The 23,872-nt window shown below is 42.4% G+C and carries 30 protein-coding genes; all 30 read right to left on the bottom strand.

What is annotated here, in order from left to right; translation table 11 throughout:
- Positions 1 to 113 precede the first annotated feature (113 nt).
- Positions 114 to 791 (bottom strand): response regulator transcription factor, encoded by a 678-nt coding sequence (locus tag ABDW02_RS05675; protein ID WP_343632988.1) that lies wholly within the window; start codon positions 789 to 791, stop codon positions 114 to 116.
- Positions 784 to 1,863: an ATP-binding protein gene (locus ABDW02_RS05670; protein ID WP_343632986.1), complete on the bottom strand. Its 1,080-nt coding sequence runs from the start codon at positions 1,861 to 1,863 to the stop codon at positions 784 to 786. The genes ABDW02_RS05675 and ABDW02_RS05670 overlap by 8 nt, the downstream gene beginning before the upstream one ends.
- A gap of 329 nt (positions 1,864 to 2,192) precedes the next feature.
- Positions 2,193 to 2,741 (bottom strand): GNAT family N-acetyltransferase, encoded by a 549-nt coding sequence (locus ABDW02_RS05665; protein ID WP_343632984.1) that lies wholly within the window; start codon positions 2,739 to 2,741, stop codon positions 2,193 to 2,195.
- 92 nt (positions 2,742 to 2,833) lie between these two features.
- Positions 2,834 to 3,556 (bottom strand): suppressor of fused domain protein, encoded by a 723-nt coding sequence (locus ABDW02_RS05660; RefSeq protein ID WP_343632982.1) that lies wholly within the window; start codon positions 3,554 to 3,556, stop codon positions 2,834 to 2,836.
- A 38-nt stretch (positions 3,557 to 3,594) separates the two neighbouring features.
- Complete coding sequence (locus tag ABDW02_RS05655; protein ID WP_343632980.1) at positions 3,595 to 4,227, bottom strand: hypothetical protein; 633 nt, start codon at positions 4,225 to 4,227, stop codon at positions 3,595 to 3,597.
- A gap of 27 nt (positions 4,228 to 4,254) precedes the next feature.
- A complete protein-coding gene (locus tag ABDW02_RS05650) occupies positions 4,255 to 5,235 on the bottom strand; it encodes a hypothetical protein (protein WP_343632978.1) in 981 nt (326 codons plus the stop codon).
- Positions 5,236 to 5,301: 66 nt separating this feature from the next.
- On the bottom strand, positions 5,302 to 6,381 hold the full coding sequence (locus ABDW02_RS05645; RefSeq protein ID WP_343632976.1) for a WG repeat-containing protein: 1,080 nt from the start codon (positions 6,379 to 6,381) through the stop codon (positions 5,302 to 5,304).
- A gap of 45 nt (positions 6,382 to 6,426) precedes the next feature.
- Positions 6,427 to 7,230: a hypothetical protein gene (locus tag ABDW02_RS05640; protein ID WP_343632974.1), complete on the bottom strand. Its 804-nt coding sequence runs from the start codon at positions 7,228 to 7,230 to the stop codon at positions 6,427 to 6,429.
- Positions 7,231 to 7,246: 16 nt separating this feature from the next.
- The gene (locus ABDW02_RS05635) at positions 7,247 to 8,029 is read right to left on the bottom strand and encodes a type II CAAX endopeptidase family protein (protein ID WP_343632972.1); all 783 of its coding nucleotides are present in this window, start codon (positions 8,027 to 8,029) and stop codon (positions 7,247 to 7,249) included.
- 200 nt (positions 8,030 to 8,229) lie between these two features.
- Positions 8,230 to 9,285, bottom strand: coding sequence for a WG repeat-containing protein (locus tag ABDW02_RS05630; RefSeq protein WP_343632970.1), 1,056 nt, complete (start codon positions 9,283 to 9,285; stop codon positions 8,230 to 8,232).
- Positions 9,286 to 9,344: 59 nt separating this feature from the next.
- A complete protein-coding gene (locus ABDW02_RS05625) occupies positions 9,345 to 9,806 on the bottom strand; it encodes a hypothetical protein (protein WP_343632968.1) in 462 nt (153 codons plus the stop codon).
- A 44-nt stretch (positions 9,807 to 9,850) separates the two neighbouring features.
- The gene (locus ABDW02_RS05620; RefSeq protein ID WP_343632966.1) at positions 9,851 to 10,204 is read right to left on the bottom strand and encodes an MmcQ/YjbR family DNA-binding protein; all 354 of its coding nucleotides are present in this window, start codon (positions 10,202 to 10,204) and stop codon (positions 9,851 to 9,853) included.
- Between the two features lie 53 nt (positions 10,205 to 10,257).
- Positions 10,258 to 10,620 carry a rhodanese-like domain-containing protein gene (locus ABDW02_RS05615; protein ID WP_343632964.1) on the bottom strand — a complete coding sequence of 121 codons (363 nt, stop codon included), beginning with the start codon at positions 10,618 to 10,620 and terminating at the stop codon, positions 10,258 to 10,260.
- Position 10,621: 1 nt separating this feature from the next.
- Positions 10,622 to 10,942, bottom strand: a complete 321-nt coding sequence (locus ABDW02_RS05610; protein WP_343632962.1) for a DUF3817 domain-containing protein — start codon at positions 10,940 to 10,942, stop codon at positions 10,622 to 10,624.
- Between the two features lies 1 nt (position 10,943).
- Positions 10,944 to 11,402: a hypothetical protein gene (locus tag ABDW02_RS05605; protein ID WP_343632960.1), complete on the bottom strand. Its 459-nt coding sequence runs from the start codon at positions 11,400 to 11,402 to the stop codon at positions 10,944 to 10,946.
- A gap of 68 nt (positions 11,403 to 11,470) precedes the next feature.
- A complete protein-coding gene (locus ABDW02_RS05600) occupies positions 11,471 to 12,061 on the bottom strand; it encodes a TetR/AcrR family transcriptional regulator (RefSeq protein WP_343632958.1) in 591 nt (196 codons plus the stop codon).
- 86 nt (positions 12,062 to 12,147) lie between these two features.
- Positions 12,148 to 13,512, bottom strand: coding sequence for a PQQ-dependent sugar dehydrogenase (locus ABDW02_RS05595; RefSeq protein ID WP_343632956.1), 1,365 nt, complete (start codon positions 13,510 to 13,512; stop codon positions 12,148 to 12,150).
- A 151-nt stretch (positions 13,513 to 13,663) separates the two neighbouring features.
- Positions 13,664 to 13,984, bottom strand: a complete 321-nt coding sequence (locus ABDW02_RS05590; protein ID WP_343632954.1) for a hypothetical protein — start codon at positions 13,982 to 13,984, stop codon at positions 13,664 to 13,666.
- 49 nt (positions 13,985 to 14,033) lie between these two features.
- Positions 14,034 to 14,546 (bottom strand): hypothetical protein, encoded by a 513-nt coding sequence (locus ABDW02_RS05585; RefSeq protein WP_343632952.1) that lies wholly within the window; start codon positions 14,544 to 14,546, stop codon positions 14,034 to 14,036.
- Positions 14,543 to 14,965 (bottom strand): DUF1801 domain-containing protein, encoded by a 423-nt coding sequence (locus ABDW02_RS05580; protein WP_343632950.1) that lies wholly within the window; start codon positions 14,963 to 14,965, stop codon positions 14,543 to 14,545. The genes ABDW02_RS05585 and ABDW02_RS05580 overlap by 4 nt, the downstream gene beginning before the upstream one ends.
- Before the next feature lie 44 nt (positions 14,966 to 15,009).
- Positions 15,010 to 15,522, bottom strand: a complete 513-nt coding sequence (locus ABDW02_RS05575; RefSeq protein WP_343632948.1) for a YdeI/OmpD-associated family protein — start codon at positions 15,520 to 15,522, stop codon at positions 15,010 to 15,012.
- An 18-nt stretch (positions 15,523 to 15,540) separates the two neighbouring features.
- On the bottom strand, positions 15,541 to 16,407 hold the full coding sequence (locus ABDW02_RS05570) for an AraC family transcriptional regulator (RefSeq protein ID WP_343632946.1): 867 nt from the start codon (positions 16,405 to 16,407) through the stop codon (positions 15,541 to 15,543).
- Between the two features lie 11 nt (positions 16,408 to 16,418).
- On the bottom strand, positions 16,419 to 17,114 hold the full coding sequence (locus ABDW02_RS05565; RefSeq protein ID WP_343632944.1) for a siderophore-interacting protein: 696 nt from the start codon (positions 17,112 to 17,114) through the stop codon (positions 16,419 to 16,421).
- Positions 17,115 to 17,196: 82 nt separating this feature from the next.
- Entirely contained in the window at positions 17,197 to 17,661 is a 465-nt protein-coding gene (locus ABDW02_RS05560; RefSeq protein ID WP_343632942.1) for a DinB family protein, read from the bottom strand.
- Positions 17,662 to 17,676: 15 nt separating this feature from the next.
- Positions 17,677 to 18,672, bottom strand: a complete 996-nt coding sequence (locus tag ABDW02_RS05555; protein WP_343632940.1) for a pyruvate kinase — start codon at positions 18,670 to 18,672, stop codon at positions 17,677 to 17,679.
- Positions 18,673 to 18,841: 169 nt separating this feature from the next.
- Entirely contained in the window at positions 18,842 to 19,495 is a 654-nt protein-coding gene (locus ABDW02_RS05550; RefSeq protein ID WP_343632938.1) for a hypothetical protein, read from the bottom strand.
- Between the two features lie 137 nt (positions 19,496 to 19,632).
- On the bottom strand, positions 19,633 to 21,909 hold the full coding sequence (locus ABDW02_RS05545; protein WP_343632936.1) for a GH92 family glycosyl hydrolase: 2,277 nt from the start codon (positions 21,907 to 21,909) through the stop codon (positions 19,633 to 19,635).
- Positions 21,910 to 22,007: 98 nt separating this feature from the next.
- Positions 22,008 to 23,123 (bottom strand): hypothetical protein, encoded by a 1,116-nt coding sequence (locus ABDW02_RS05540; protein ID WP_343632934.1) that lies wholly within the window; start codon positions 23,121 to 23,123, stop codon positions 22,008 to 22,010.
- Between the two features lie 65 nt (positions 23,124 to 23,188).
- Positions 23,189 to 23,464, bottom strand: coding sequence for a hypothetical protein (locus ABDW02_RS05535; protein ID WP_343632932.1), 276 nt, complete (start codon positions 23,462 to 23,464; stop codon positions 23,189 to 23,191).
- Positions 23,465 to 23,572: 108 nt separating this feature from the next.
- Positions 23,573 to 23,821: a hypothetical protein gene (locus ABDW02_RS05530; protein ID WP_343632929.1), complete on the bottom strand. Its 249-nt coding sequence runs from the start codon at positions 23,819 to 23,821 to the stop codon at positions 23,573 to 23,575.
- Positions 23,822 to 23,872: the final 51 nt, after the last annotated feature.

Genomic DNA, 23,872 nt, shown 5'->3' with positions numbered 1-23,872 from the left:
GAAATATTAAAGGATTGTGCGGATTTATAAAGAAAACATAAATGAAATGATCAATTATAAATGCTGGAATTATCAAGAATGGGCTTGATTCATTGATAATTGATAATTGATCATTAAGAAAACCGGTATCCCACCCGGCTTTGGGTCACAATGTATTTCGGATGGTTCGGATCGTCTTCGATTTTTTTCCGCAGCGTATTCACGAAAACACGCAGGTATTGCGTTTCTGTCTGGTAACCAACTCCCCAGATCTCTTTCAGGATAAACTGGTGGGTCAGTACCCTTCCTTCATTCTTGAAAAACAGGACGATGAGGTTGAATTCCGTAGAGGTTAGTTTCACAATCTCTCCGCCTTTCTTCAGCACTCTTCCCGGAATATCCAGTTCCAGGTCGCACAACTGCAGGACGGTTTTTGCATTGGAAGAATGGTTCCTGCGAATGGCAGAACGGATCCGGGCCAGCAATTCCGCATTCCGGAAAGGTTTGGTGAGGTAATCGGTTGCTCCGTCGTCCAAAGCTCGTACAATATCTTCCTCCGAATCCTGCACGGAAAGCACAATGAGCGCTTTGTTGTACCAGGTCCTCAGTTCACGGATGACTTCATGGCCGCTCTTATCCGGAAGTCCTAAATCGAGAAGGATCAATTCCGGCGGATGATTGGCGGCTTTCAGGATGCCTTCTTTGGCAGTTTCGGCTAAAATAACCTTGTAATCGTTGCTTTCAAGCGTAATCTCGAGCAATTTACGAATCTGCGGTTCGTCATCAATAACCAGTATTTCTGCTTTATTCATTGTTCAGATGATGCATAAAGGAAGTTTCCACCGGTAAATGTATGCTAAATTCCGCACCTCCCTGCGGTTTGTTTTTCACTTCCACCCTTCCGCCATGTGCTTCCACGAAACCTTTCACGATGGATAATCCAAGGCCTGTTCCGCCGGCTTTCGATTCCGGTAAACGGTAAAACTTTTCAAAAATGTGATCCATGGATGCTTCCGGGAAACCCGGTCCTGAATCGGAAATTAAAATGGTACACCGGTTGTCCTCACATTGTACGGCTATTTCTACCGGCAAGTGATCGGGAGTATACTGGGCTGCATTGTAGACAATGTTATCAAGCACTGTTTCCAACAGGCCGGAATCGAGCTTCATGAGCGGTAATCCTTCGTTTGACCGGTATAAAATCCGTTGATCGGAAAACTCTTCGTGACGCTGGATTAATTGATGTATCAACTCGTTTATATCCACCCAGTCCAGTTTCAGTTGCAGCATTCCGTTCTCCAGCCGGCTCATATTCAGCAGGTTTTCAACTTGCCGCTTCAGGCGCATCCCCGATTTATCTATTTCACGCAACAAATCCAGTTGCTGTTCAGCAGTCAGTTTTGACCCGTTTTCCTTCAGGATATCTACTGAACCAAGAATGGTGGACAAAGGTGTTTTCAATTCGTGGGAAAGTGAATTGAAGAGCGTATTGTACAATTTCACTTCCTTCTCTTTTTCCTCCTTATCACGCGCTTTTCGTTCTGCTCTCCGGATCTGGAAGGTCAGTACCGCATTGATAAAAGCAATCACGAAATACATCAGGAAGGTCAGGAAATCTTCTGCCTCGTTGATATGAAAGGTAAACAGCGGCTCGATGAAAAAGAAGTTCCAGATAAAAGCGCTTAAGGTTGCCCCCAACAAAACCGGCCAGATATTGAAGATCATGGCTGAGATTGAAACGGTCATCAGCAGGATCAGCGCAACAATCCGATTGTCGATCAGGTGATTGAAATAATAGCAAAGCCCCGATACGGAAAGCACCAGAAAACAATTGAGGATAAATTGCCTGAACAGGGAAATATGACGGGTTTTCGTGTACTTCAAAGGTCAAAATCTAAACAAAAGTACAGGTAATCCTATAAAGAAAAAATAAATATTACAGCTTGCGACCGATGAATCGGACATGGCTATATTGCAATGTTGCAAAGTTGCAAAGTTTAAATATTGCAATATCTCAATGTTGTAATATGGCAATGACGTCCCGGAAGATGCTTTTCCCGGAGTACTGAGAATACCGGAAAATTAACCGCAAAGAACGGCCTGCATAGCTGATCAAGACGGAATTTCTTCTGAAAGACAGAAACACAAAAGTGAAAAAACGCTAGTAAAACGAGCAACCCTGCGTTCTCCATTTCTTTGCGGTCAATAAAAAATCATGCACGCATGCGCTTGGCGTTTGCCCACATTTCGGGGGTCAGCAGATACGTAATATACGGATACTGTTTCCCTTTGATGTCTTTCATAAAATGTCCTGCTTCTTCCAGTCCCAACCGGGTATTTCCCTTCTGCGAACGAATGTTCACTTCCGCAATTTCAAAAATAATCTTGTCTACATAGCGGAAGGCGTATTCAACCAGTAACTGCTTGTTCGCAAAATTGAAACTTCCGCCCCAATGTGCGCGGTCCAGGAATGTAAACCCGATCTTAATCGATGAATCTTCCGGATCGTAATCGTAATAACGGGTACTGCCGATAATTTTGTTTGTTTTTCTATCAATGATCACAAAGCTTTTTCCGCAGGCAATGGATTCCCCGAAGAAAGAATCGAATTCTTCACGCTCGTGCCTGTTATATGCCGGATGCTGCTCCCAGATCAACGGATCTGATGCGGCCTGATACAATGCTTCGTAATCTGAGTGTTCCAACGGACGTAGAAGTACTAACTCATTTTCAAGCCGCGGCTGCCATAAAGTCGTTTCCATAACATCTGTTTTTGTGTTCTATTAAGTTAGAACAGAATGTTTGAAACTTCACTTTTTAAACAATTTTTGTGACTAAATCGATTTTAAGGTCTTCAAAATAATCCGAACAGTTTTTTACGTTTAACCGAATTTTCCCGGTTTATTTCCAGGACATCTGTTAATCCGATTCGTTCAAATCCATCGAATAAGGCATCTACTCCTTTTTTCATCTTCAAGTCAACTTCTTCCGTATAAAGCGGGTAGATTGTATAAAAACAAATCGTTTTTTCATCATTGATCTTCAACTCATGAAACTCCGGATCAAAAAGGATTGAAGGAAGCAAAACCATCGTATTCAAGTTGGTCCTGTTCGAAAATGGTGCGGGTGGATTTCCATTTGGAATCGTATGTCCATACCCTAACCAGGTATTGTATTCATGCGGAAAACGTGAAAGTATTTTCAACCATCTCAAAGGCCAGTAATTTTCTTCGTCTTCAAAATCTTCCTGCGAAATTTTCCAGTCTGCCGGTAAACAAATACTCAACTCGGCATACCGGGAGCCATTCATTTCATAAGGAGTTGTCATCGGCTTATCGCTCATCCCTGAAGTTACTAATGTATGATAAGGACGTTCCGAAGTAGGTTTTATCCAATGAAGGTCAATATGTACCTGGTCTGAGATCAACTCATGAAACACCATATTCACCTCACCTACATATTTTTCAATGTGTTTAGAAATTTCTTCAAGGTTCCCTTCTCCGGAAGGTGCTTGAAATTCATTCCTGTCGTTTTCCTGATACCTGTAAATCGGTGATCCTGATTCTGATTTTTCCATGTTTAACTTTTTAATTCAGATGATTTTATATTCATTGCCTACCCGGCCTTCGCTAGTTTCTGCATTACTTTCTCTACCCGTTTGCGCTTCGATTCCTTTTCAATTTCCTGCAGCCGACTGCTTAAAATGGTTACGAAACGCGTCTTGTTTGGAGGCGTTACTATTGGCATTGCGCGCTCTGCATACATGGGAAACTGGTTCACAGGCGCTTTCCGGATCACTTCCAGCAATACATCGAAAGCATGATCGGCATATTTTGCAATGCCGCACAGTTTGATAAAAATATTCACCGCACCATCCATTGTAATAACCGACCCCCTGGAAACCGCGTCCAGGATTGAAGGAACAGATTCGTACATGAAATCCGGTTTTTCAGAAACAATATTGTCCAGGGCTGCCATTCCGCCCCATTGCAAACGATTGTTTTTGTGCTTTAACAAATCCAGGAATGTTTGCGCATATGCTGCAATCAATGTCGGATCCAATGCGCCGATTTCATATAACACCTTAATGCAATCGTTTTGAATATCCTTGCTATTCGATTGCAGGTTTTCGATCAGTTCCTTTACTCCTTGCATGTCTTTTGAAGACGCTATTTTTGCTGCCAACTCCTGGTTCGGAACTTCATCTCTGCGATTGAGAGAACTTGCCAATTCATGGATTACACTCATAGCAGCTAAAGTAAAAAATCCGGTTGATTATTTCCGGATCCAGTAAACAATTCCGGTAATCGCTCCTCCGATTACACCTACTTCCAGCAATCCGGCACCTGTTACCATTAAGCCTGCTTTTAAGCTCTCTTTTCGTTTGTATTTCAGGAATTCTCTTTTAACAGGAGAAACGGTCTCAAATTTCTTCAGTGATTTAAACGAATCCCCGTATGAAACTTTGTGGAACAGGTATTTCTTCTCTTCCGGTAACGATTCTACCAGGTCATAAAACAAATCCGGGCGCTTTTCGGCAACAAATTTCAGCATGACCTGCTGGTATTCGTCATAAGCATTTACGTGTATCGGACGGCTCATGAAATTGCTTTTCAATGCTTCAAGTGTTAATGTAGAAATATGGGTTTCAATGGAATCATTCAGGAAAATCAACCGGTTGTTTGTTCGGATTAAACTGTCTTTTATGAATTGATTTTGCTTTCGTGAAAGTACTTCAAACTCCGAAGGTTCAGCCTGTTTAAAGGTTAGTGACTCCCAGGCTTCCGGACTTCCATACCGGTAATATGGATACCTGTATGCATGGAAACCGGGATAATTATTTCTCATTTCATCAATTGTTGTGCGGTAAAGCACTTCCCAGTAAGAATGGTTGATCGCTTCATAGAGTTTAGCAGGATTTTCCAGCTTTTTTGCTACATAGGTATGACGCTCTTTAATCTTCCCGTTTTTCAGTTTACACACCCGGAAATACTTGTAATCGTATGAAATGGCGTATTGTTCGTTTGAAAAAAGAATTCCCAAACTATCCAGTGCACTTTCAGGTCTGTAAACGGCTGGAAGCTCCCATTCCCGGTTAACCCAACTGCCATAGTTTGAAAGTTCATACAAGCTGCAGGTATTTCCATACAGTTTAAAGGCATAATTCTTCTCAGAAGTTTGGTAATACACTTCCTGATTTTGTGAAAAGCCTGTTTTCACCAGGAAAAGCAAAATAACAACCAGGTAATTTTTCATATGACAACGATACAGCTATTTCAACAATCGGTTCAACTCATATGAATAAATTCGCAAATTCAGTGATCATTTCGTTGGTTTCCAGATTACTTTCCCGGAAAAATCAATGTATCCCAACTCCCTGTTTTCAGTTCCCATCAGGATCATATTATCTCCCGCCGGAAACAATGCGTGGTATTTAGCTTCAGTCACCCATTCTCCTTTTTTGTTGATAAGCCCGAAACGGTCTTCTTTCGAATCTGTTTTTACAATAATTACCTCGTCCAGGAAAAATAGTACATCGTACTTAGCCGGAATAACCACCTGTCCCTTCAAATCCAGCAGTCCTTCGTTTCTCCCCTCATTGAAGTAAACATAATTTCCGAATCCCTTATGCATCCTGTCAGCTTCTTTTTCAAACAGGACTTTTCCTTTTTTATCAATCAATTTCCAGGTTTTTCCCTCGCGGGTATCTTTTACTGCCGCATATCCATCCATAAAGATTCCGCCGGTGTAGTATTTGTTTGGAATGACCCATTTCCCGGAAGTATTGATGTAACCCACTTTTTGATCGGTCATTACCAGGGCCAGGCTGTCGTTGAAACCTGATGTCCATTCAAAATCTCTTCCGAATTGCTTTTCTCCTTTTTGATTGATAAAATAGATTTGCTGACCGTTTCTGACATACGCGAATCCCTGTGAAAACGCATTTGCTTCTGAAAATTGAGCAGGAATTACTTCCTGTCCTTTTTTGTCGATGTAGCCGAATAAGCCATTTTTATTCACTGCGGCCAACCCTTCCTTGAAATAGGTTTCTCCCAATGGTTCAATAGCCAATTTGAGCCATCCTCTCGACTTTTTGGTGTAAACAGGTTCAATAACCACTTCTCCTTTTGTGTTGATAAATCCGTATTTTCCGTCTTTTTCAAAATACGCCAATCCTTCACTGAATTGGGCAGCTTTTTCAAACTGTGGTTTGATCACTACCTCGCCTTTTGTATTGATATATCCGAAAAGGCTGTCCTGTATAATCGGGTATAAACCGCTGTTATCAGGAAACAGGTTTTTCTCGCGTTTAGTCGTTTGAGCGGAACTCTCTCCTGATGAGCAGGCTGCAAGAGAAAAAATCAGCGCCAGACTCATTGCCAAACGGATTGTTTTTTTCATAGGTCCTATTCTATTGGTTTCATTCAAATCTACAATCTTTTTCTTTTAAGGCTCCCAAAACTCGTATTTGTAATAGCGTACTCTCCACGGATTTTTAGGACGGTCCTTCAGGCTGTCGTATTCTATGATTTTAACCAGGTTATCCGATTTATCGTATCGGAAAACCTTTAGCCACAAAAACGAATGATCCAGCGTGTTGTAGCCGATTTCTTCTGTTACCAATCCTTTCTTGCTGTATTTGTGAAGATAAGTCCCGCCTAATTCTCCCGAACACACATTTTTGATTTCCCGTCCTTTCCGGTCGTAGTAATAAATAGCTTTGGACTGGACTGTTGAGTCAGGATTAAAACGCGTCCATTTTTTGAGCCTCCCGGATTTATACCGTTCGTAGGTATCCCAAAAACGCAGCTTATGATCCGTTTCCCGGCAAACATCCCTGTAATTAAATCCCTTTTTATCGTAAAGCGGCTGAATGGTAAAATCCAGTTTCATATCCGGTTGGTAAACCACAATGATGTGAAGGCTATCGTTTGGTTTATAGAGAAACTCTGAAATGGAATGGCATTTATTTCCCAGGAAATAAGTATCCTTTATTTTCCGTCCTTTCGCGTCGTAAACCAATTCGCTTCGGTAATCTACGGTTCCCGATTCTTCATAGGCCACTTGCGAAATCAGTAATCCTTTTTCATTGTATACTTCCCGTTCAACCAGGCGTGGTTCCAGCTCCTTCCCTAATTCAAAACGGGATTCAAAGACAAGGATTTGTTTAAGCGTTTTTACCTTTGGAGTTTCGGTAGAATTGCAGGCAAACAACAAGGCAATTAACAAGAAGCTGATCGTGTGTTTCATCACTCAATATTAATCATTAATTCCGGTTCTTGATCCAGATAGTTTCCTTATTGATTTTGAGGGGAAGCTGTTTCCGGCGTTTATAAACCAGCGTCAAAGTAATAGCCAACGCAATGGTGAGCAAACGAAAAATATTGGCATAAAAACCTCCGAAAGCGTTATCTGAAACCGCAAAAAGCATCCAGGCCAGGTTCATGAAGAAATGCAGGAAAACCGGAATCCACAAGTTGAAATTCCATTCGGCAAAAAGCCAAGCAAAAAGCACCGCCCCCATAAAGGTGGTGGAGAACACTCCGATCAAAACCGGTAAATCATTGCTTTGGTACAAATGCATGGCTGCAAATAAGAACGCTCCGAGCAAAATAGCCGGAATGAAGCCCAGTTTCGTGAACCGGAATAATTGCCCGAAAAGAAAACCCCGGAAAATAAACTCTTCAAAAAATGCAGCCGCAACTGCTGTAATCAGGATCTCATCAGCGGTCAAATGCTTGTTAATTGAAAAACACAAGGCAAAGCCTATAAACATTGGAAGGGTACAAACCAGCGGGAACAAAACTCCTTTGACTATGGAACGGTTCAGTCCCAATGTTGTTTGGCAGCGCTTGAATTCATTGATAACGGAAGCGCCTAAAACAACCGGAAGGGAAACCAGCAGATATACCAGCAAATGGCTAATTCCCAAATCCGGGATATATCCGTTGATCCATATCCTGAGTTCCGAAAAATAGGCCTGTGATAAGAAAAAATAGCATCCGAAGGACAGTAAAGTAATAACAGCAACACTCAAGGATCTGCTCATTTGTGTGAATTTGGGTTCTAAGAGGAGTTAAGTTACCAATTACCGTTTAGCTGACAAACAATTTAACGTTATCTGGCCATTTTAATTCGTTTGAGGAATTTGTTCCTGACGTTCAATACGATTTAAAGACCGAAATTTACCCACCGTAAACAAAAAGCCCCGGCATTTATCGCCAGGGCTTTCTATCTGTTGAAATCATTTTATTTAATCCGGGTTACATCTTTCACTGAATCAAATTTGGGTTCTACCGCCCATTTTCCGGTTTTATCGATAATTCCCCATTTATTGTCAGCCGACTTGGCAGCTGCATAGCCATTGTGAAAATCACGAACAGCCAGGAATTTAGGCTCAATTACCCATTTACCGGTATGATCGTAAAATCCTCGCATTCCGCCTTTTTTCCCATCTGCCAAACCTTCTGAAAAATCACCCCAGCTTTCGGTATCTTTCACATACAGGATCTTGCCGGATTTATCCACATAACACCAGGTTTCGCCCTTCTTAACACGCGCAAGTCCGCTAGTATGGTCGAAATCCTTTCCTGCTTCAAATTCAGGCTTGATGATCCACTGGCCGCTTTTGTCAATGTATCCCAATTTCCCAGCTGCAGTCTTCACCCATGCCAATCCGTCTACAAAATATCCCACGGTTTCGTACTCAGCCGGAACTACCAGTTTCCCTTTGGTATCAATGAATCCATATTTTTTGCTACTCATTCTCACCGGTGCAAGCCCATCCGAAAACTCTTTTACTTCGGTTATTCCGCTCTCAAGAGGTGTTTCATTTCCGTCTTTATCTATTACTAAAAATTGCTTTCCTTTGGTAACCGTAGCAAAACCTCCGTTAAAATCACTTCCGTTATCATAATTTGCGGGAATGGCCAGGCTTCCCTCATCATTCATGTAGCCCCATTTGTTGTTCACCTGAACCAGGAACAAATGATCGTTGAAACCACTTACATTGAATCCCAGCCCGTCTTTGATCTTAAACTTGGCAGGATTGGTTGTTAATCGCTGGTTTTTCACATCAATGAAATGGTACTGACGCTCTTTTTCGTCGTAAATTACAGCAAGCCCATTGGATGAGAACGGATAACATTTGTCGTATTCAGCCGGGATAACGAGTTCTCCTTCCATGTTTGAATAACCCCAAAGTTGGTTTTCAACGGTTTTTGCCTGGAAAACAAGTGTTTGAGCTTTTGACGCAAGTGCAGTTATTGCAAACACACCTAACGTGAATAATTTAATTCGATTCATTAGTATTGATTTTAGATCCCAAATATAGCTCAAAACTATCCATTTCCGCGGAAACAGGTTTATTTATCATCCATCCGGATAACTCCTGCTCCGTCAACCAGCCATTTCCCGTTCACTGCTTTCAACCTCACTTTCACGGTCATTTTCATATCAATTCCTTCTAAAACGACCACTGAATCATCCGAAGATTTACCGGAAGCAATTGTGAAACCTTTGTCGGGGTAATCCTGTGCGTTGAATATCGGATCGAAACCAAGGCCCAATTCCGGATCTTCTTCCCGGGCATCTTTGATCATTTTTTGATACGCTGACTTGAAATCCGCTGTCAGTAAGGGATTCGTTGAAACCCATTTTTCCGGATCTTCCAGCGCATTGCAGCTAGCCACATAATCATTCAGTACTTCCAATGCGATTTTCCGGTCAACTTCGCTTTCCCGGGCAGTGTTTTCTTTTTTTGTTTCTATGGAATTCCCGCAAGAGAACAACGCTGAAACCAGGAATAATAACCAGATTTTTTTCATAGCAGAAGGTTTTGTTTTAAAGGTTTAAAATGTTTCAGCTTTTACTAACCATTGGAATCCAAAGCTTTTCGTGTTTTAGCCGGAAGTTTTGCTTTAACCAGTTCATAAGATTGTTTCAGGTAAAATTCCCAGTCGCTTCGTTTCATCCGGGTAATGTCATCGATAAGCACCCATTTGTATTTAGCTACGTAAGGTGCCGGTTTAAACCCCGGCCGGCCGGCCATTTCTTCAAATTCTTCATCCCTGACTTTGAAAGAAGCTGAAACGGGTGTTTCATCCAGCCCCACTACACAAAACATTTTCAACCCCACGGAAAAAACCAGGTCATGTTCCCATTTCACATCTTCTGTTACTCCGGGAAATTGCCGGCAAATACTTCTGATTGCTTCAATATCCACTTTCCTTACTTTCAAATTACCCTCTGAAAGTACGCAAATATTGCATGCAGGGCTTACTTTTCTGTTTGTTTAATTTCGCTTTCCAGGTCGGCTAAAGCACCGCCATTGAACACTTTGTATCCTTTTTCCTTCAGTAAGTTCATGGCTTTGACACTTCTGAGTCCGTGCGAACAAACGGTGATATAAGTTTTGTCCTTGTCCAGAGGAAGCTTGTCTGCATGCAAGCGGCTCAACTGCAAATTGACAGATCCTTCAATGTGCCCGGTTTTATATTCAGACGGTGTTCTTACATCCAGGATTACTGCTCCTTGTTCTATTTTCTTCCCCAATCCTTTATCGAGATTCAAAAAACGGTACGTGCGATAGCCGATATAAAGAACCAGGCAAACTCCCAAAATAATTCCAATGGTTTTCATATTACTTGCTGTTTGAAGGATCCATTCGTTTTAAAATTTTCTGATCGATGTAAAACGTTCCCAGCGGAACGATACAAGCCAGCAATACTTTCCAGGTTGTTTCCCGGAATTTCCATTGATACTCTACTCCCACGCTCAAAGTGTTGAAAACAAAAAGCAGGAATAAAGCCCCGTGAACGGTTCCCATTACTTTGGAAACTTCGGGTATTCCGTAACCGTATTTCAGAGGAAGTGCTATGAATAAAAGAATGAGCAGGGAAATTCCTTCCAGGAATCCGATGAGGCGCAAGCGGCCTACTTTTGATTGAATGATCTGTAACATATTATCTGAAAAAAGGTCTGTTTGACAACGGGGAGAATGGCCACGGAATGGCAATAAAAATGAGGATGAAAGCTATGAGGAACCAAAGAAACATCGTTCTGAACTTATCGGAATCGGTTTGCATACGCTTGGCTTTGGCCGAACCAATCGTTAAGATTACAATTGCAAGCAGCATGAGCAATGCGTGAACGAGTGAATAGAACGTAACATCCCAATTGTGTAGTGCTTCCCTGGTGTGTTTCCAAAAATATTGAATGGCCGGACTTTGGGTATAAACCAAAATTCCGATGATCAATTGCACATGCGCAATGGTGGCGGTCCAGTGCCTGATAGAATTATCACTTTTGGTAAATGTCTTTTGGAATTTAAATCCGGTATAACCCCGATAAATGGCCAGGAGCAAACTGATAACTACCAGCCAGCGGGTTAAAGAATGCAGAAATATGAGCGTTGAATACATCGAAAATCAGTTATCGATGCAAAAATAATTCAAAAACATACTACTTAGTATGTTTTTGGTCAAAAAAATTATTTCAGACTTGTCAAATAATTCTTAAGCTCTTTTAAATAAAGGTGATATGATTCTTTTCCATGATCCAGTTTGCCCAAATTCCGCACGCCCCAATATCCCGACATGACCATAACCGTGACTTGTTTCGACTGAACATCAGTTCTTACAAAACCATTCTGTTTGCCGGTTTCCAGCGCATGAATCAGTGTTTGTTCCCATTCCACGACGAGTTCGTTCATTGCCCGGCCGAAATCTGCATTCCAGGGAGTCATTTCCTGGGTCATGTTGGACGCGGGGCAACCGAATTCCGGTTTCAGGAATGGATTTCCGATCAGCAAATGATACATCATATCGTAAATAAACTCCAATGGATCGCCCTGACTTTGTAAAGGAAGAATGAAGCTTTCGGTCATGGTCGGTTTCAGGACCTCGTTAATGATCGCTAATCCCATTTCGTCCTTATTCTTGAAATGATAATAGAAAGCTCCTTTCGTTACTTGCGTGGTGGCCAGGATATCATCAATACTGGTGGTTTGATATCCTTTGACATAAATGAGCTCAAATGCTTTTTGCAGAATGGTTAAGCGTGTTGCTTCCGCTTTTTTCATAACGATAATCCTTCCTTTTTTACAAAGGAAGGAAAAGTTTAAGGATCTGCAAAGTATCATCCTTCACAGATCCTCAGATTCATTCTTTATCTTTCTTTAATCAGCTTAGAGCGCACAACCTGATCATTTCCCGTATATTTTACTTCCACGGAATAAGTTCCCGTCGGTAGTTTGGTAATATCGATCTGGTTCCCGCTTTCCACATTTTTCAATTCCAATACCGTTTTCCCGGTCAGATCCAGGATAGAAACCTGGTCGGCCTGCTGATAGTTTGCCAACTGAATATAGCTTTCTGCCGGATTCGGAATGATTAACGGCGGCTGATCTTCCAATTGCGTAATGCTTAATGGGTTGGAAGGTGTCAAACGAATAATCGGATTGGTACCGGAATTCGTGGCAATATAAATTTCCTTATTCGGACCGATCGCGATATCTCGCAAGCGTCCGAAAAGTCCCTGGAAATACTGATCTTCGTCTGTAACAGCCGTTGTTTGTGCGTTTAATTCCATCGCTACCAACCGTTGGCCGTTAAGCGTAACCATCAGCACGCGGTTATTCCATTCCGGAAATAAGGTGTTTTGATAATAAACCAGGTCGGAGGTTGCAATCGTCGGTGTCCAGGCGCGAATAGGTTCGGTATACAAACCGGTTGCACACGGAGCATCTTCAAACGGTTCATCGCAAAAACCATGAATGAGCGGCCAGCCGTAGTTGTTTCCGGCTTCGAGTACCTGCAACTCATCATCCGTTGAAGGTCCGTGCTCCGAAATAATCACTTTCCCGTTCGGAAGGGTACAAATTCCCTGCGAGTTTCGATGCCCCATAGTATAAATGTAAGATCCGGGCGTTGGGTTGTCTGCCGGAATAGTTCCGTCTGTATTCAAACGCAGGTATTTCCCTGAAAGCGAACTGGTATCTTGTGACAACTGACTTTGAGAACATTCTCCGGTCGACATCAGCAGGGTTTTATCCGGAAGGAAATGCAACCGTGACCCGTTGTGATTACTATAAGCCAAAATATCATCAATCAACGTATCCGGTGTAACCAGGTCTGTATTATCAAACGTGTATTTCACCAATCGTTCTTTGAAAAATCCCTGACTGTCTTCGGTTCCGTAGGTATACACCAGGAATACTTCTGCGATCACCGGAAAATCCGGATGCAACGCCATTCCCAATAAACCTCCTTCTCCTGCTGCATGAACGTCAGCTGTCAAATCCAGCAACGTATCTTTTTCCCCGGTCAGCAAATCTATCCGGCTAACAATTCCTGCACGCTCCGTTACCCACAGGTAACTCTCCCCTTCCACTTGAATTTCCCATGGAATGGACACTTCGTTTGACAAGGTATCGATAGTCAAAGTCGTAGTACCGATAACTTGTGTCGTTTGAGAATGGACCATCGGTGCAAACCCAAGCGAAACGATAAAAAGTAACTTTTTGAATTCCATAACTGAAAATTTTTAATAATTATCTTCAAGTTAGGGAAACCAATTTCCGATACAAAACCGCCAGAGTTAATAAATGGTAATTCAGTAATAATTACAAAAACAGATTGATCCGACTAATGGCATGAAAATTCTTTAAGCCTGGTCGCGCTTATTATCCGCGCAACTTTAATGCAGCATCCGCACTTTCGAAGTGCTTATCACAAAGCGTCGTTTCCCAGCCATCTATCAGCGAATGTCCGCCGCTTTCTCCACAAACCTGGCACATGCACTCACTGATTGTTTTGATTGCCTGAAGCAGATACTTGTAATCTTCATCTTCTCCATTATAACGTACTTCCAACCATGCATATTTTTCAAAAACTTCTTTGATTTCAATATGATCCGGTTTTCTGTCATAAACGATATCAATCAGTGTATGCCATCCGGTATAGCCATTACTTTCAAAGTGTTTTTTTATATCTTCCCTATTCATTTTCCTTCGGAAATTTGTCTGCGATCAAGTTCAGTTCCATCTTTTACGGTTATTCCAACCAAACAATTCCGTGATCTTCCAGATCCATGTACTCACCCTGAAATTTATCATCAACCCGCATTTGAAGCTCATCCAAATCCATATGATGAGTGAGCACAACGCCATCTTCCGTTACACGATACAAATCGTAGGCTGCCGGTGGCTCCGCCCATTCCATAGTATACTGGAATCCGTCCAGGACTTCGCTGGTTTCCGGATTTACTTTCAGGATCAGTTTGTCGTGGAATGTTTTACGCGTGCCGTCGAATGAATCTCCCTGGTATTCCGCAACGAATACATAGACCGTGAATTTCCCCTTTTTCGGCTGAAAAGCTTTTTCGATTTTCCCGCCGGAATAAATTTTCACTGAACCGAATTGGTTGAACAACTTGTACTTGAGATCGGACTGTTCATTTTTTGAAACCAGGCGGTAATTTTTCTGCCCCTTCAATAATCGGACATGCTGTTCCTGAGCAATTAGCTGAAAGCTCAACAGAAGCCCTAAAATCGCTATCAACTTCATGATCCGTATTTTTCAGTAGTTCGCGCCATCGTATCTTTCATGAGCTTCACCAGGCTTTCGGGATTGATATCTGCCAATTTCTTGATGTAAATACAGGCCTTTCCCATGGTAAACTTTCCCAGGTCGTTTATCAGGGCTTCCTGTCCCTGCTCGCCCGTTGAAACATACAGCGAAATGGCTGCTTTTCGCGGAGAAAAACCCAGTAAAGGAGCGTCGCCCTCGTGTCCGCTAGCATATTTGTAATGATAGGTTCCGAAACCGATGATGCTCGGTCCCCACATTTTGGCTTTGAAACCGGAAACCTCCTCCATCAATTGAATGAGTTCCCGGCTGTCTTTCCGTTTTTGCTCGGAATCAGTGAATTCCAGGATGAACTCATAGACATCTTTGGTTGTTTCTGCTGTTTTTGTTTTTGCCATGTGTTTCAGTTTTGAATGAAAGATTCGGGGTGAATCCTCCAAAGTTATTTTATGCCGTCACGACCGATGAAGCGTTCTTTTCCGAGGAGAAAATCAATTGCTTTCAGCACATTCCGGTCTATGCTTGCTTCTGTTTTCAGATTTGCAATATAGCGAACAATTTCGTTCTGAAGGGAAGGCGCCAGACTTTCGAAAACGGCATTCGCCCGGGAATTCTCTTTCAAAGCCTGAACCAGTTTCGGGTGCGGATGAATCGTACGGTCCGAAAAATCCACTTCGATGCTTATTGCTACCCGCTCTCCGATCCTTTCCGGAGATTTCGCCAGCATTTTGGTGTTGATATACAACCGCCATTCTCCGGCAAAACGCACCAATGTCTGTTGGTATGGTTTCCCGTTAATGGTTCCTTTTACAGGAACCGGTCCTTTATCCTTCCCGAATTCGCAGAACAGATCACTGAGAATTTCCCCGGGTACAAACACAAACGGATTGATCCCGATAATATCAATTACTGCATGGAAATGAATCGCCTTTTCGTCTTTGTCCTCTTTTTTCATTACGGACTAAAAATACGATTATTGATGTTGTTTACGAAAGTTTGAGGGTGAAACTCCGACAGATTTGGAAAACAGGCGAATGAAGTATTTGTAATCTTCATATCCCAATTGAACAGCGATTTCCTTGATACTTTTATTCGTATAGCAAAGCAAACGCTGCGATTCCCTGAAAATTTCCTGTTGAATAAAACCCGTAGCTGAAAAACCGGTCATTGACTTTACCGTATCATTTAAGTAACTGACACTGATATTCATGATCTCAGCGTATTCGGACGGCTTTTTCAGGTAACTGTATTTTTCACGCACCAATCTGCGGAACGTTTTTACAATTTCAAGGCTCCGGGAAGAAAATGCCAGAATGCGTTCTTTTTCCTGCTGCTGAAAGAGCCCGGCAATTTTGGAAAAGAATCCGTTTATTAAGTGTCCCGCTACGGGATTCCCGGCCGGATCTGCCTGTTTCACTTCTGTATGAATCAATTCAAATAAACCGGAAAACCACGCTTTTTGTTCCTCGCTAAAAGGAACCAGGATTACTTCAGAGAAGGATTCTTCAATGGCTACGGAAGCACTTTCATGGATGAACTTCGGATCAAAAGCCAGAATCCATCCTTCAATCTCTGAAGATTCCAGCGCATTTAAATGGTGATGCATTTGTCCGGGATAAGAAACGAGCATCGCCGGCCCGGTTATTTTTACGGATTTGAAATCGATTCCCAGGTAAAGCGTGCCGCTTTCAATAAAAAAACAGGTATAATGATCATGCCGGTGCGGCAATAGTGCCATTTCCGTTTCTACAAAAGAAACCAGCTCTTCCGTAATTCGAAACAATTCGATTCCACGTGTTTTACCGGGTAATTGAACCAACTGGATCTGCTCTCTACTCATCTTCTTTTTTTCTAGGACCAAAATCCCTGTGCCAGGATCCTTGCGCCGACTTCCGGAATGGCTTTCAGCTTTTTCCGCAGCTGTGAAACCATCGGGGTATTTCCTGCTATGCAAATGGATTCATAGTTAGCTAATTTTTTTGACATCAGCCATTTTTCCAAAACTGGTACATTGTGTTCATTTTCCCGGTAAAGAAATTCAAATTCCGGGTTTTCGTTTATCAGCACTTGGGGAATTTCATACGATTCATGTAAAAATACCCCAACTTCCAATGGGAATTTTGTGTGATCCGTTAATTGTTTCAGGCTCAATGCATGTCCCAAAGCACTCAAATCCACCAAGCAAAGTACCTTCCCTTCTTTCACCGGTATTTGAGAAGCATGAACCGATCCCAATAAAATGGTATCTCCGGCCTGTATTTGCTGCGCCCAGCGACTTCCTACGCCATCATGTCCGGCTTCCACATACAATTTAAAGGTTCCTTTTTCTGCATTCCAGCAAGAAGGCGTGTAATCGCGGTATTCCAGTTCTCCGACCTTGCATTTGACACGATGGATCGTTTTCCACTTATCCATATTCAAACCGGGCATTTGAACGTCTATTTCCACCATCGTTTCAGGTTCCCAGCGATTAACCCCGATGACTTTAGCCGTTCCGAGCATTTTATCCAAAAGCCCCGACATGGCTTTCTTAAGAATAGCTGCCATATTTTTTTTCATCAAAAGTAAAAACTCGGCAACTGGCTTTTGTCCGACACACCACTTGTAAAGGTGGACAAATCGCGGTTATTTATTGTACAAGCAATTTTTTGATGATTACAATTTGCCCTAAATGATAATGGAGATGCTCCACAATCCCTGCGATGTTGCGGTATTGGGTCCCATATTTCGGATCAATGAAATCCTGGGTCAGCTGTTCATCCGGCAAAGTTTCTATCAATGAAGCGGCCTTCTCCGCCCTTTCCCAGATGCGTTCCTGCAAGGCTTCCCAATCCTGCTGCGACTGAATGGATGGCAGAATCCAGCTGATCTCATCTTTTCCGGTGAGCTTGTTTTCTTCCAGAACGGTAATCAGTACATCCAAATAATAAGTTGCATGGAAGGTAAGCGCAGCAATGGAATTCAGCGAATAGACTTGTGTCAATGCATCTTTCCAGGTTACATCCGACAATGTTTTTTTCAAATCCGTCTCTGTCCAGTTTCCTCCGAAATGAACATCTCTTAAATGCTTTGCCAATTGTTTGGATAAACTCATCTGTATCTTTGAATTTCAGTCTAAGTTCTCAAAATTTGTAATCAAATCCAAGGTTTCAAAAGGATATTGATTCGCATTGGAACCTGCAATCAAAAAGGCACTAACATCCTGGTTTCTCAGGAACCCGAAATCCATCATGTCGGAAATACTCGGTTTGCCGCTGTTTTTTAAATCTCCGAATAAACCTGTGGCCAGGATCAATTCTTTCTGGTAGCTATTACAAAGCCTGATGACCTCTTTTTGAAACGGGAATACCTCACTCATTTTACTGGTACTTGTCAAATCTCCACGTCCTAGCATGATGCTGTCTGAGGCCCGTATAATTTCTTCCAGCTTCTCCGAAGGAATCAATGTCTCTACTTTAGATACGATGTGAAATCCGGGAACCAGCTGCCTGACGTATTCCACATGTGAAACGTCCGATATAAATGAAACCAGGATCTTCACCGGACCGGAAAATGCCGCTGGCTGCAAGGACTCCAAAAGAATCTTATCGTGATTTGAAACAGGCTGAACAGGCAATTTATTCCCTTTAATCGTAAACGACCTGTTTGACGTAAGAAAAAAGGAATTCAGCGCTTCGCAGTTTACTGAAGTTTTCATGACCTCCAGAATTTTCATATCCAGTTCGCCGTCAGCAATGGAAATAACATCTCCCGCACGAACGATTTCCGGATCCAATTGTGACAGGAATCCGGTGGTTGGAATATCGCTTGATTTCTCCTCCTGGTTTTCACTGCATAATTGATAAACTTCACCTTTTTCAATTTGAATGCCTTTGCCAACATTCCCGATCAAGGCCTTTTCTCCGGGCAAATCGACCAGGATTTCCAGTTCCAGGTTATTCTTTTTTCCATAAGCTAAAATTTCAGCAATCCGGTCAGTGAATTCTTCTGCTGTTTTTCCTTTGTTTATCAGGCGAATTCCCGAAAGCCCGTTTTGGCTCAATGCTACAAGATCAAACTTAAAGTCTCCAGCATCCCTGGAATAGGTCAAATAGGTTTTTATCATGGTGTTTACTGGTTCAAGGAAAGTTTAAGAAAGTTCAAATCTTCTTCGCTCTGTGCCTTCGCTGAAGCTTCAGCATAAGCGTTGCGAGCTTCGAAGGTTTAAAAGTTTAAAAGTTCAAAGGTTCTAATTCCAATAATTATCGGAATCAACGAGGTTAAAAGTAATGAACTTACCAATCCCATGCAGAACTGTAGCCTTTTATTTCAAACTTCGGTTTTTCCGGCGCATATTGAACTGAAACCAGGATTGTATTCGATTTTTTGTCGATCATGGTGTTAATGCGGTAAGTTGTTTTGAGTTCCGCAGTTCGCTGATCTTCAAACCGTTTATCCTGATCTTTCGCTCTACCTATGCAGGAATAATCCAAAATTTGCTCCTTCTCGTAAGCCAATTCCTGCATGGGTTGAAATTTGCTGTATGTTTCGAATAATGGTTGAAACGTTTGATAATGAATCACATGTTGATAATACCAGGTAACCGGAAAACCATATCTGTTTTTCACTTCCACCATTTCCCCCTGTTCGTATAAATAAGCCGGAATGCTGTCTCCCCGGTTAAAATAGTATTCCGTTGTTGTGACTGAATGCATTTTCTCACAAAATTCCTCTTCTATAAATGCAACATCAAACGAGCGTTCATCCGCACGCGACAGCCAGTTTTTTCGCATGCTGTTTTGGAGAATGCTATCGAAATGAGATCGCTTTTCTTCCGGTAATTGTCTTAAATGATGCGCAGTCATTTCATCGACAAGGATGGATGTTTTTTGTCCGTGAACACAAACGACACACAGCATAAACAGGAAGCAACTGATTTTTCGTCTCATAACAAGAGGTTTAATCGTTAAGGTTGTTCAAATATAGCTTCAGGCCCGGATTCCGGGAGACTAAATTTTCAAACCGGGGCTATCCGTAAAAATTCGGTACTTTCTGCAAAAGCAATTCATACTAACAGAATCTTTCGCTACTTTTTTGCAGGCAGATTTTCCCTCGAAAAGGAATACGGCAAATCACTTTCCGAAAATGTTTGCTCCAAAGCAGGTGTTCCCGACATTTTAAAATCAATCACTGTTCCTTTCACCAATTCCGAATGTTTCAGGAAGAGTTTTGAATAGACTTTGCCATTAATGCTCATGGAAGAAACATATCGGTTCTCTGCCGAATTTTGCGGCGCATTCAAAACAAGCTGCTTCCCTTCCGCCAAATGAACCACTGCTTTTTGGAACAATGGAGCCCCCAGCACATATTCGTCCGTAGCCGGACAAACCGGGTAGAATCCCAAAGCTGAAAAAACGTACCAGGCAGAAGTTTGCCCGTTGTCTTCGTCTCCGCAATATCCGTCGGGAGTCGGTTTGTACAGGCGATTCAACACTTCCCGTATCCAATATTGGGATTTTGCCGGAGCACCAGCATAATTGTATAAATAAATCATGTGCTGAATAGGCTGGTTCCCGTGCGCATATTGTCCCATATTCGCAATTTGCATTTCCTTGATCTCGTGGATCATTCCCCCGTAATAGCTGTCATCGTAAACCGGCGGAAGACTGAAAACCGAATCGAGTTTGGAAACAAAGCGCTCCTTTCCTCCCATCAAACCGATTAATCCCTGTACATCGTGAAAAACAGACCAGGTGTAATGCCAGCTGTTTCCTTCCGTAAATGCATCTCCCCACTTGAAAGGGTTAAACGGTGACTGAAATGTTCCGTCTGCATTCTTTCCGCGCATCATTCCTGTTTCAGGATCGAACAAATTCCGGTAATTCTGACAGCGCTTGGCATACAGGTCAATTTCTTTTTTCGGACGTTTCAAGGCTTTCGCCAACTGGTAGATCGCGAAATCGTCGTAAGCATATTCCAGTGTTCTGGCCGCATTTTCATTGATTTTCACATCGTAAGGAACATAGCCCAGTTGGTTGTAATAATTCACTCCGAAGCGCCCGACAGCGCTCACCGGACCTTCGTTGTTTGCCCCGTGAAGCAAGGCTTCATAGAGTTTTTCGATATCGTATCCGCGCAATCCTTTGATGTATGCATCCGAAACAATGGACGCGGAATTATTCCCGATCATGATATCGGCGTATCCGGGGCTCGACCATTCCGGCAAAAATCCGCCTTCCAGGTAATCATTCACCAAGCCTTCCTGCATTTCCCGGTTGATTTCCGGGTAAACCAGGTTCAACAAAGGATAAAGCGCCCGGAACGTATCCCAGAAACCGGTTCCGCCAAACATTTTTCCCGGAAGAACTTTCCCGTTGTATGGACTCCAGTGCACTTCTTTCCCGTTTGCATCAATCTCATAGAGTTTATTCGGGAAGAAAAGCGTGCGGTACAAACAAGAGTAAAATGTGCGCAGTTGTTCGTCCGTTCCTCCTGAAACCTCAATTTTCCCCAATGTTTCGTTCCAGCGTAATTCCGCATTATTTCTTATGACGTCAAAATGGCTGTTGCCAACTTCTCGCTGCAGGTTCAGTTCAGCCTGTTCGGGTGAAATAAAAGACGATGCAACTTTTAACTGCACCTGTTCCCCTTTTTTTGTTTTGAATCCGACCACTATTCCCGAATGATTGGAGGCCGATTCGTCCTTTTTACCGGCCAGTTTCCCATCCGTTGCCACCGAATAGAATTCAATATCCCGATCCAGGTAAATCACAAAGTAATTCTTGAAATCCGTGAGTTTGCCGCGTGCATAGCGTTTGGTATACCCTATTATCTTCCGCTCTTTCGGGAAAACTTTCACATACGAACCGCGGTCCAACGCATCGATTACAATAAAAGAACTATCATTTTGTGGAAAAGTAAACCGGAAAACAGCTGCCCGTTCCGTAGGGGTGATTTCAGTTGTTATGTCGCAATCTGCCAGGTAAACGCTGTAGTAATGCGGCTTTGAAACTTCTGCTTTATGTGAGAACCAGCTGGCTCGTTCATTCTGATCGAAAACTACTTTCCCGCTTCCCGGCATAATCGCAAACTGACCGTAATCATTCATCCAGGGAGAAGGCTGATGTGTTTGCTTGAATCCGCGCATCATATCCGCACTGTATTGATATGCCCAGCCATTTCCCATGGTATTCGTTTGTGGTGTCCACAGGTTCATTCCCCATGGCAAACCGATTGCAGGATACGTATTTCCGTTGGAAAGCTCCATTTTGGAATCAGTTCCCATTAAAGGATTGACATAACCCACCGGTTTTTGCTGAGACAAGGCAGCAAGGGGGAAAAGAAAAAGAATTAAGTGTTTCATTTCTTCAAAAATCAGTTCACAAGATAGTTAATCTTCCCTACGAATTGCAAGACAAACTCCGTAATAAGTCAGAAATAAAACCACCGGAATTACTACAACTACTTTTTGAAAATATACGTTACAACCGTTTCCGGGGTATGTAATTCCTGTCTGTCATAAATTTGGTCCACATCACCGCCGGTTATTTTAACTCCAATCGCATGGCCGATATCTCCAGAACCGGTACCCAGGAAATATTCCCCGTCTCCAAGAGTATCTTTTTCCCAATCAATCTCGTTGAAAACGATATTTGTGTTTTCAACTAAGCTGTACCCCAGCTTTTTTAAAATCTTAATATACTCGTTGTCATTCCGGTAATCAAGTCCTTTTGCCTTACAGGCCTTGTGCCACGAACCGACGTCAGTGGCGCTTGCCCGGTCAGCCCACATCGTTTTAACGTTTCCTCCCAAATCAGAAATCGCTTCAATGGCACAAATATCATGCTCGTTCCCAACTTCCCCCAACTCGCCCGGAGCATCCGTCATATCTTTCGGCGCTAACAGGTTAAAGGATTCCGGATCAACATAAGGGTTATCCAAGGCTAAATCATTCTTATAAACATAAAGTTGTTTTTGCTTTGAAAACTCATGGAGAATGGCACTGTTTCTTTTCCAGGTCGCATTTGTCAGATCGTCCAGGTCAGATCCCAGTTTATCTGTAATTGCTTTGCGTTTTTCCGGGCTCAGGTTCCTGTCTTGCTGTTCCCGGGAGGCTTTGGCCGTTAATTTATTCGCTTCGTCTTTATCTGTGTATTTATTCTTAGATTCAAGCAAATCTGTTGACCAACTATTTTTCTTAAAAATCTCCTGAACATTGTCGGAATCCGTAAATACCAATTTATCGTCTCTTCCGCTCAGGGTATTGATAGAAGTTTCCATTCTTCCCTCGGCTTCTTTAGTCTCCGGTTTCAGATAATCCGGCACATACACATTTTTATAGGCATTAATTGCCACCATCCGCTGTATGGGTTTCGCTTGCGATGTGCTGCTTTGTTGCACCTGATCAATCAGTTGTGATTGCGGACTGCTATCTGCAAGGGCTTGTATTTTTTGCTGTACGACTGATTGCAGACGGTTATCCTGCCATTCATTGCCCGGAGTATCTCCTTTTTTGATCTGATTTTTCCCGGAAGAGGATTCTTTTCTCCGGATTGCTTTTTCAGCTCGAACGCTCATAGTGTTTCAGGTTTGTTACGGAACAAATAAACGAAATTCCTTTCAGAATGAATGCCCTTTTATCATTATCCGTTCATTTCTTCCGATTCACCGGATTCTTTTTCGTCCAGTTCAGGTGTAGCCATCGTTCTTGACATAAACTGACTCGTTCCTTCTTCTTTCGAAACGCGCATTGCCCAGACGATCCCGATCACCAAACCCAATAAGCCAACAACAATCCCAAGTCCGGCATTTCCTGCCAGTCCGATGATCACCCCGATAATCACTCCGATTAATGTGGGAGAAGCAGCAATTTGAAGCCAGGCAATTCCCTCTGTAAATTTGTTAAATCCTTTTCCCATAAAATCAAAATACGAGGATGCTCCGATAATCGGGTATCCGGAATGAAAATTACAGATTTTCTACTATTCGGGGAATCCAATTACATCAGTAATCTGCCCGGAAATCTATTATTCCAGGCGCTTGAGAAATGTTTTAAGAGATGATACCAGAGTTGGTGAGCTATTCCTGTCAAGATTCTCATAATCCAATTTGATCTGGAACAAATAAGAAGAATAAACCGGGTTTACCGGTGTAATGCTTTCGATATCCTGGATCGTTTGGTAGATGTTAATTTTAAATCTTTCAAAATCCTTTGTTTCCTCGTAGGATTTTTCGTAATTTTCTAATTGTGTGACTATCAAATTTTTGTTTTTCATGATTTCAGTCTAGTGAATAATTATTTGCAGACTTATTTCCCTGATAGTTAA

It is taken from the genome of Fluviicola sp. (assembly GCF_039596395.1).
In the GTDB taxonomy this organism is placed as follows: Bacteria; Bacteroidota; Bacteroidia; order Flavobacteriales_D; family Crocinitomicaceae; genus Fluviicola.
Note: the sequence above shows the minus strand (reverse complement) of the source record. Positions and strands in the feature narration are given on the sequence as shown.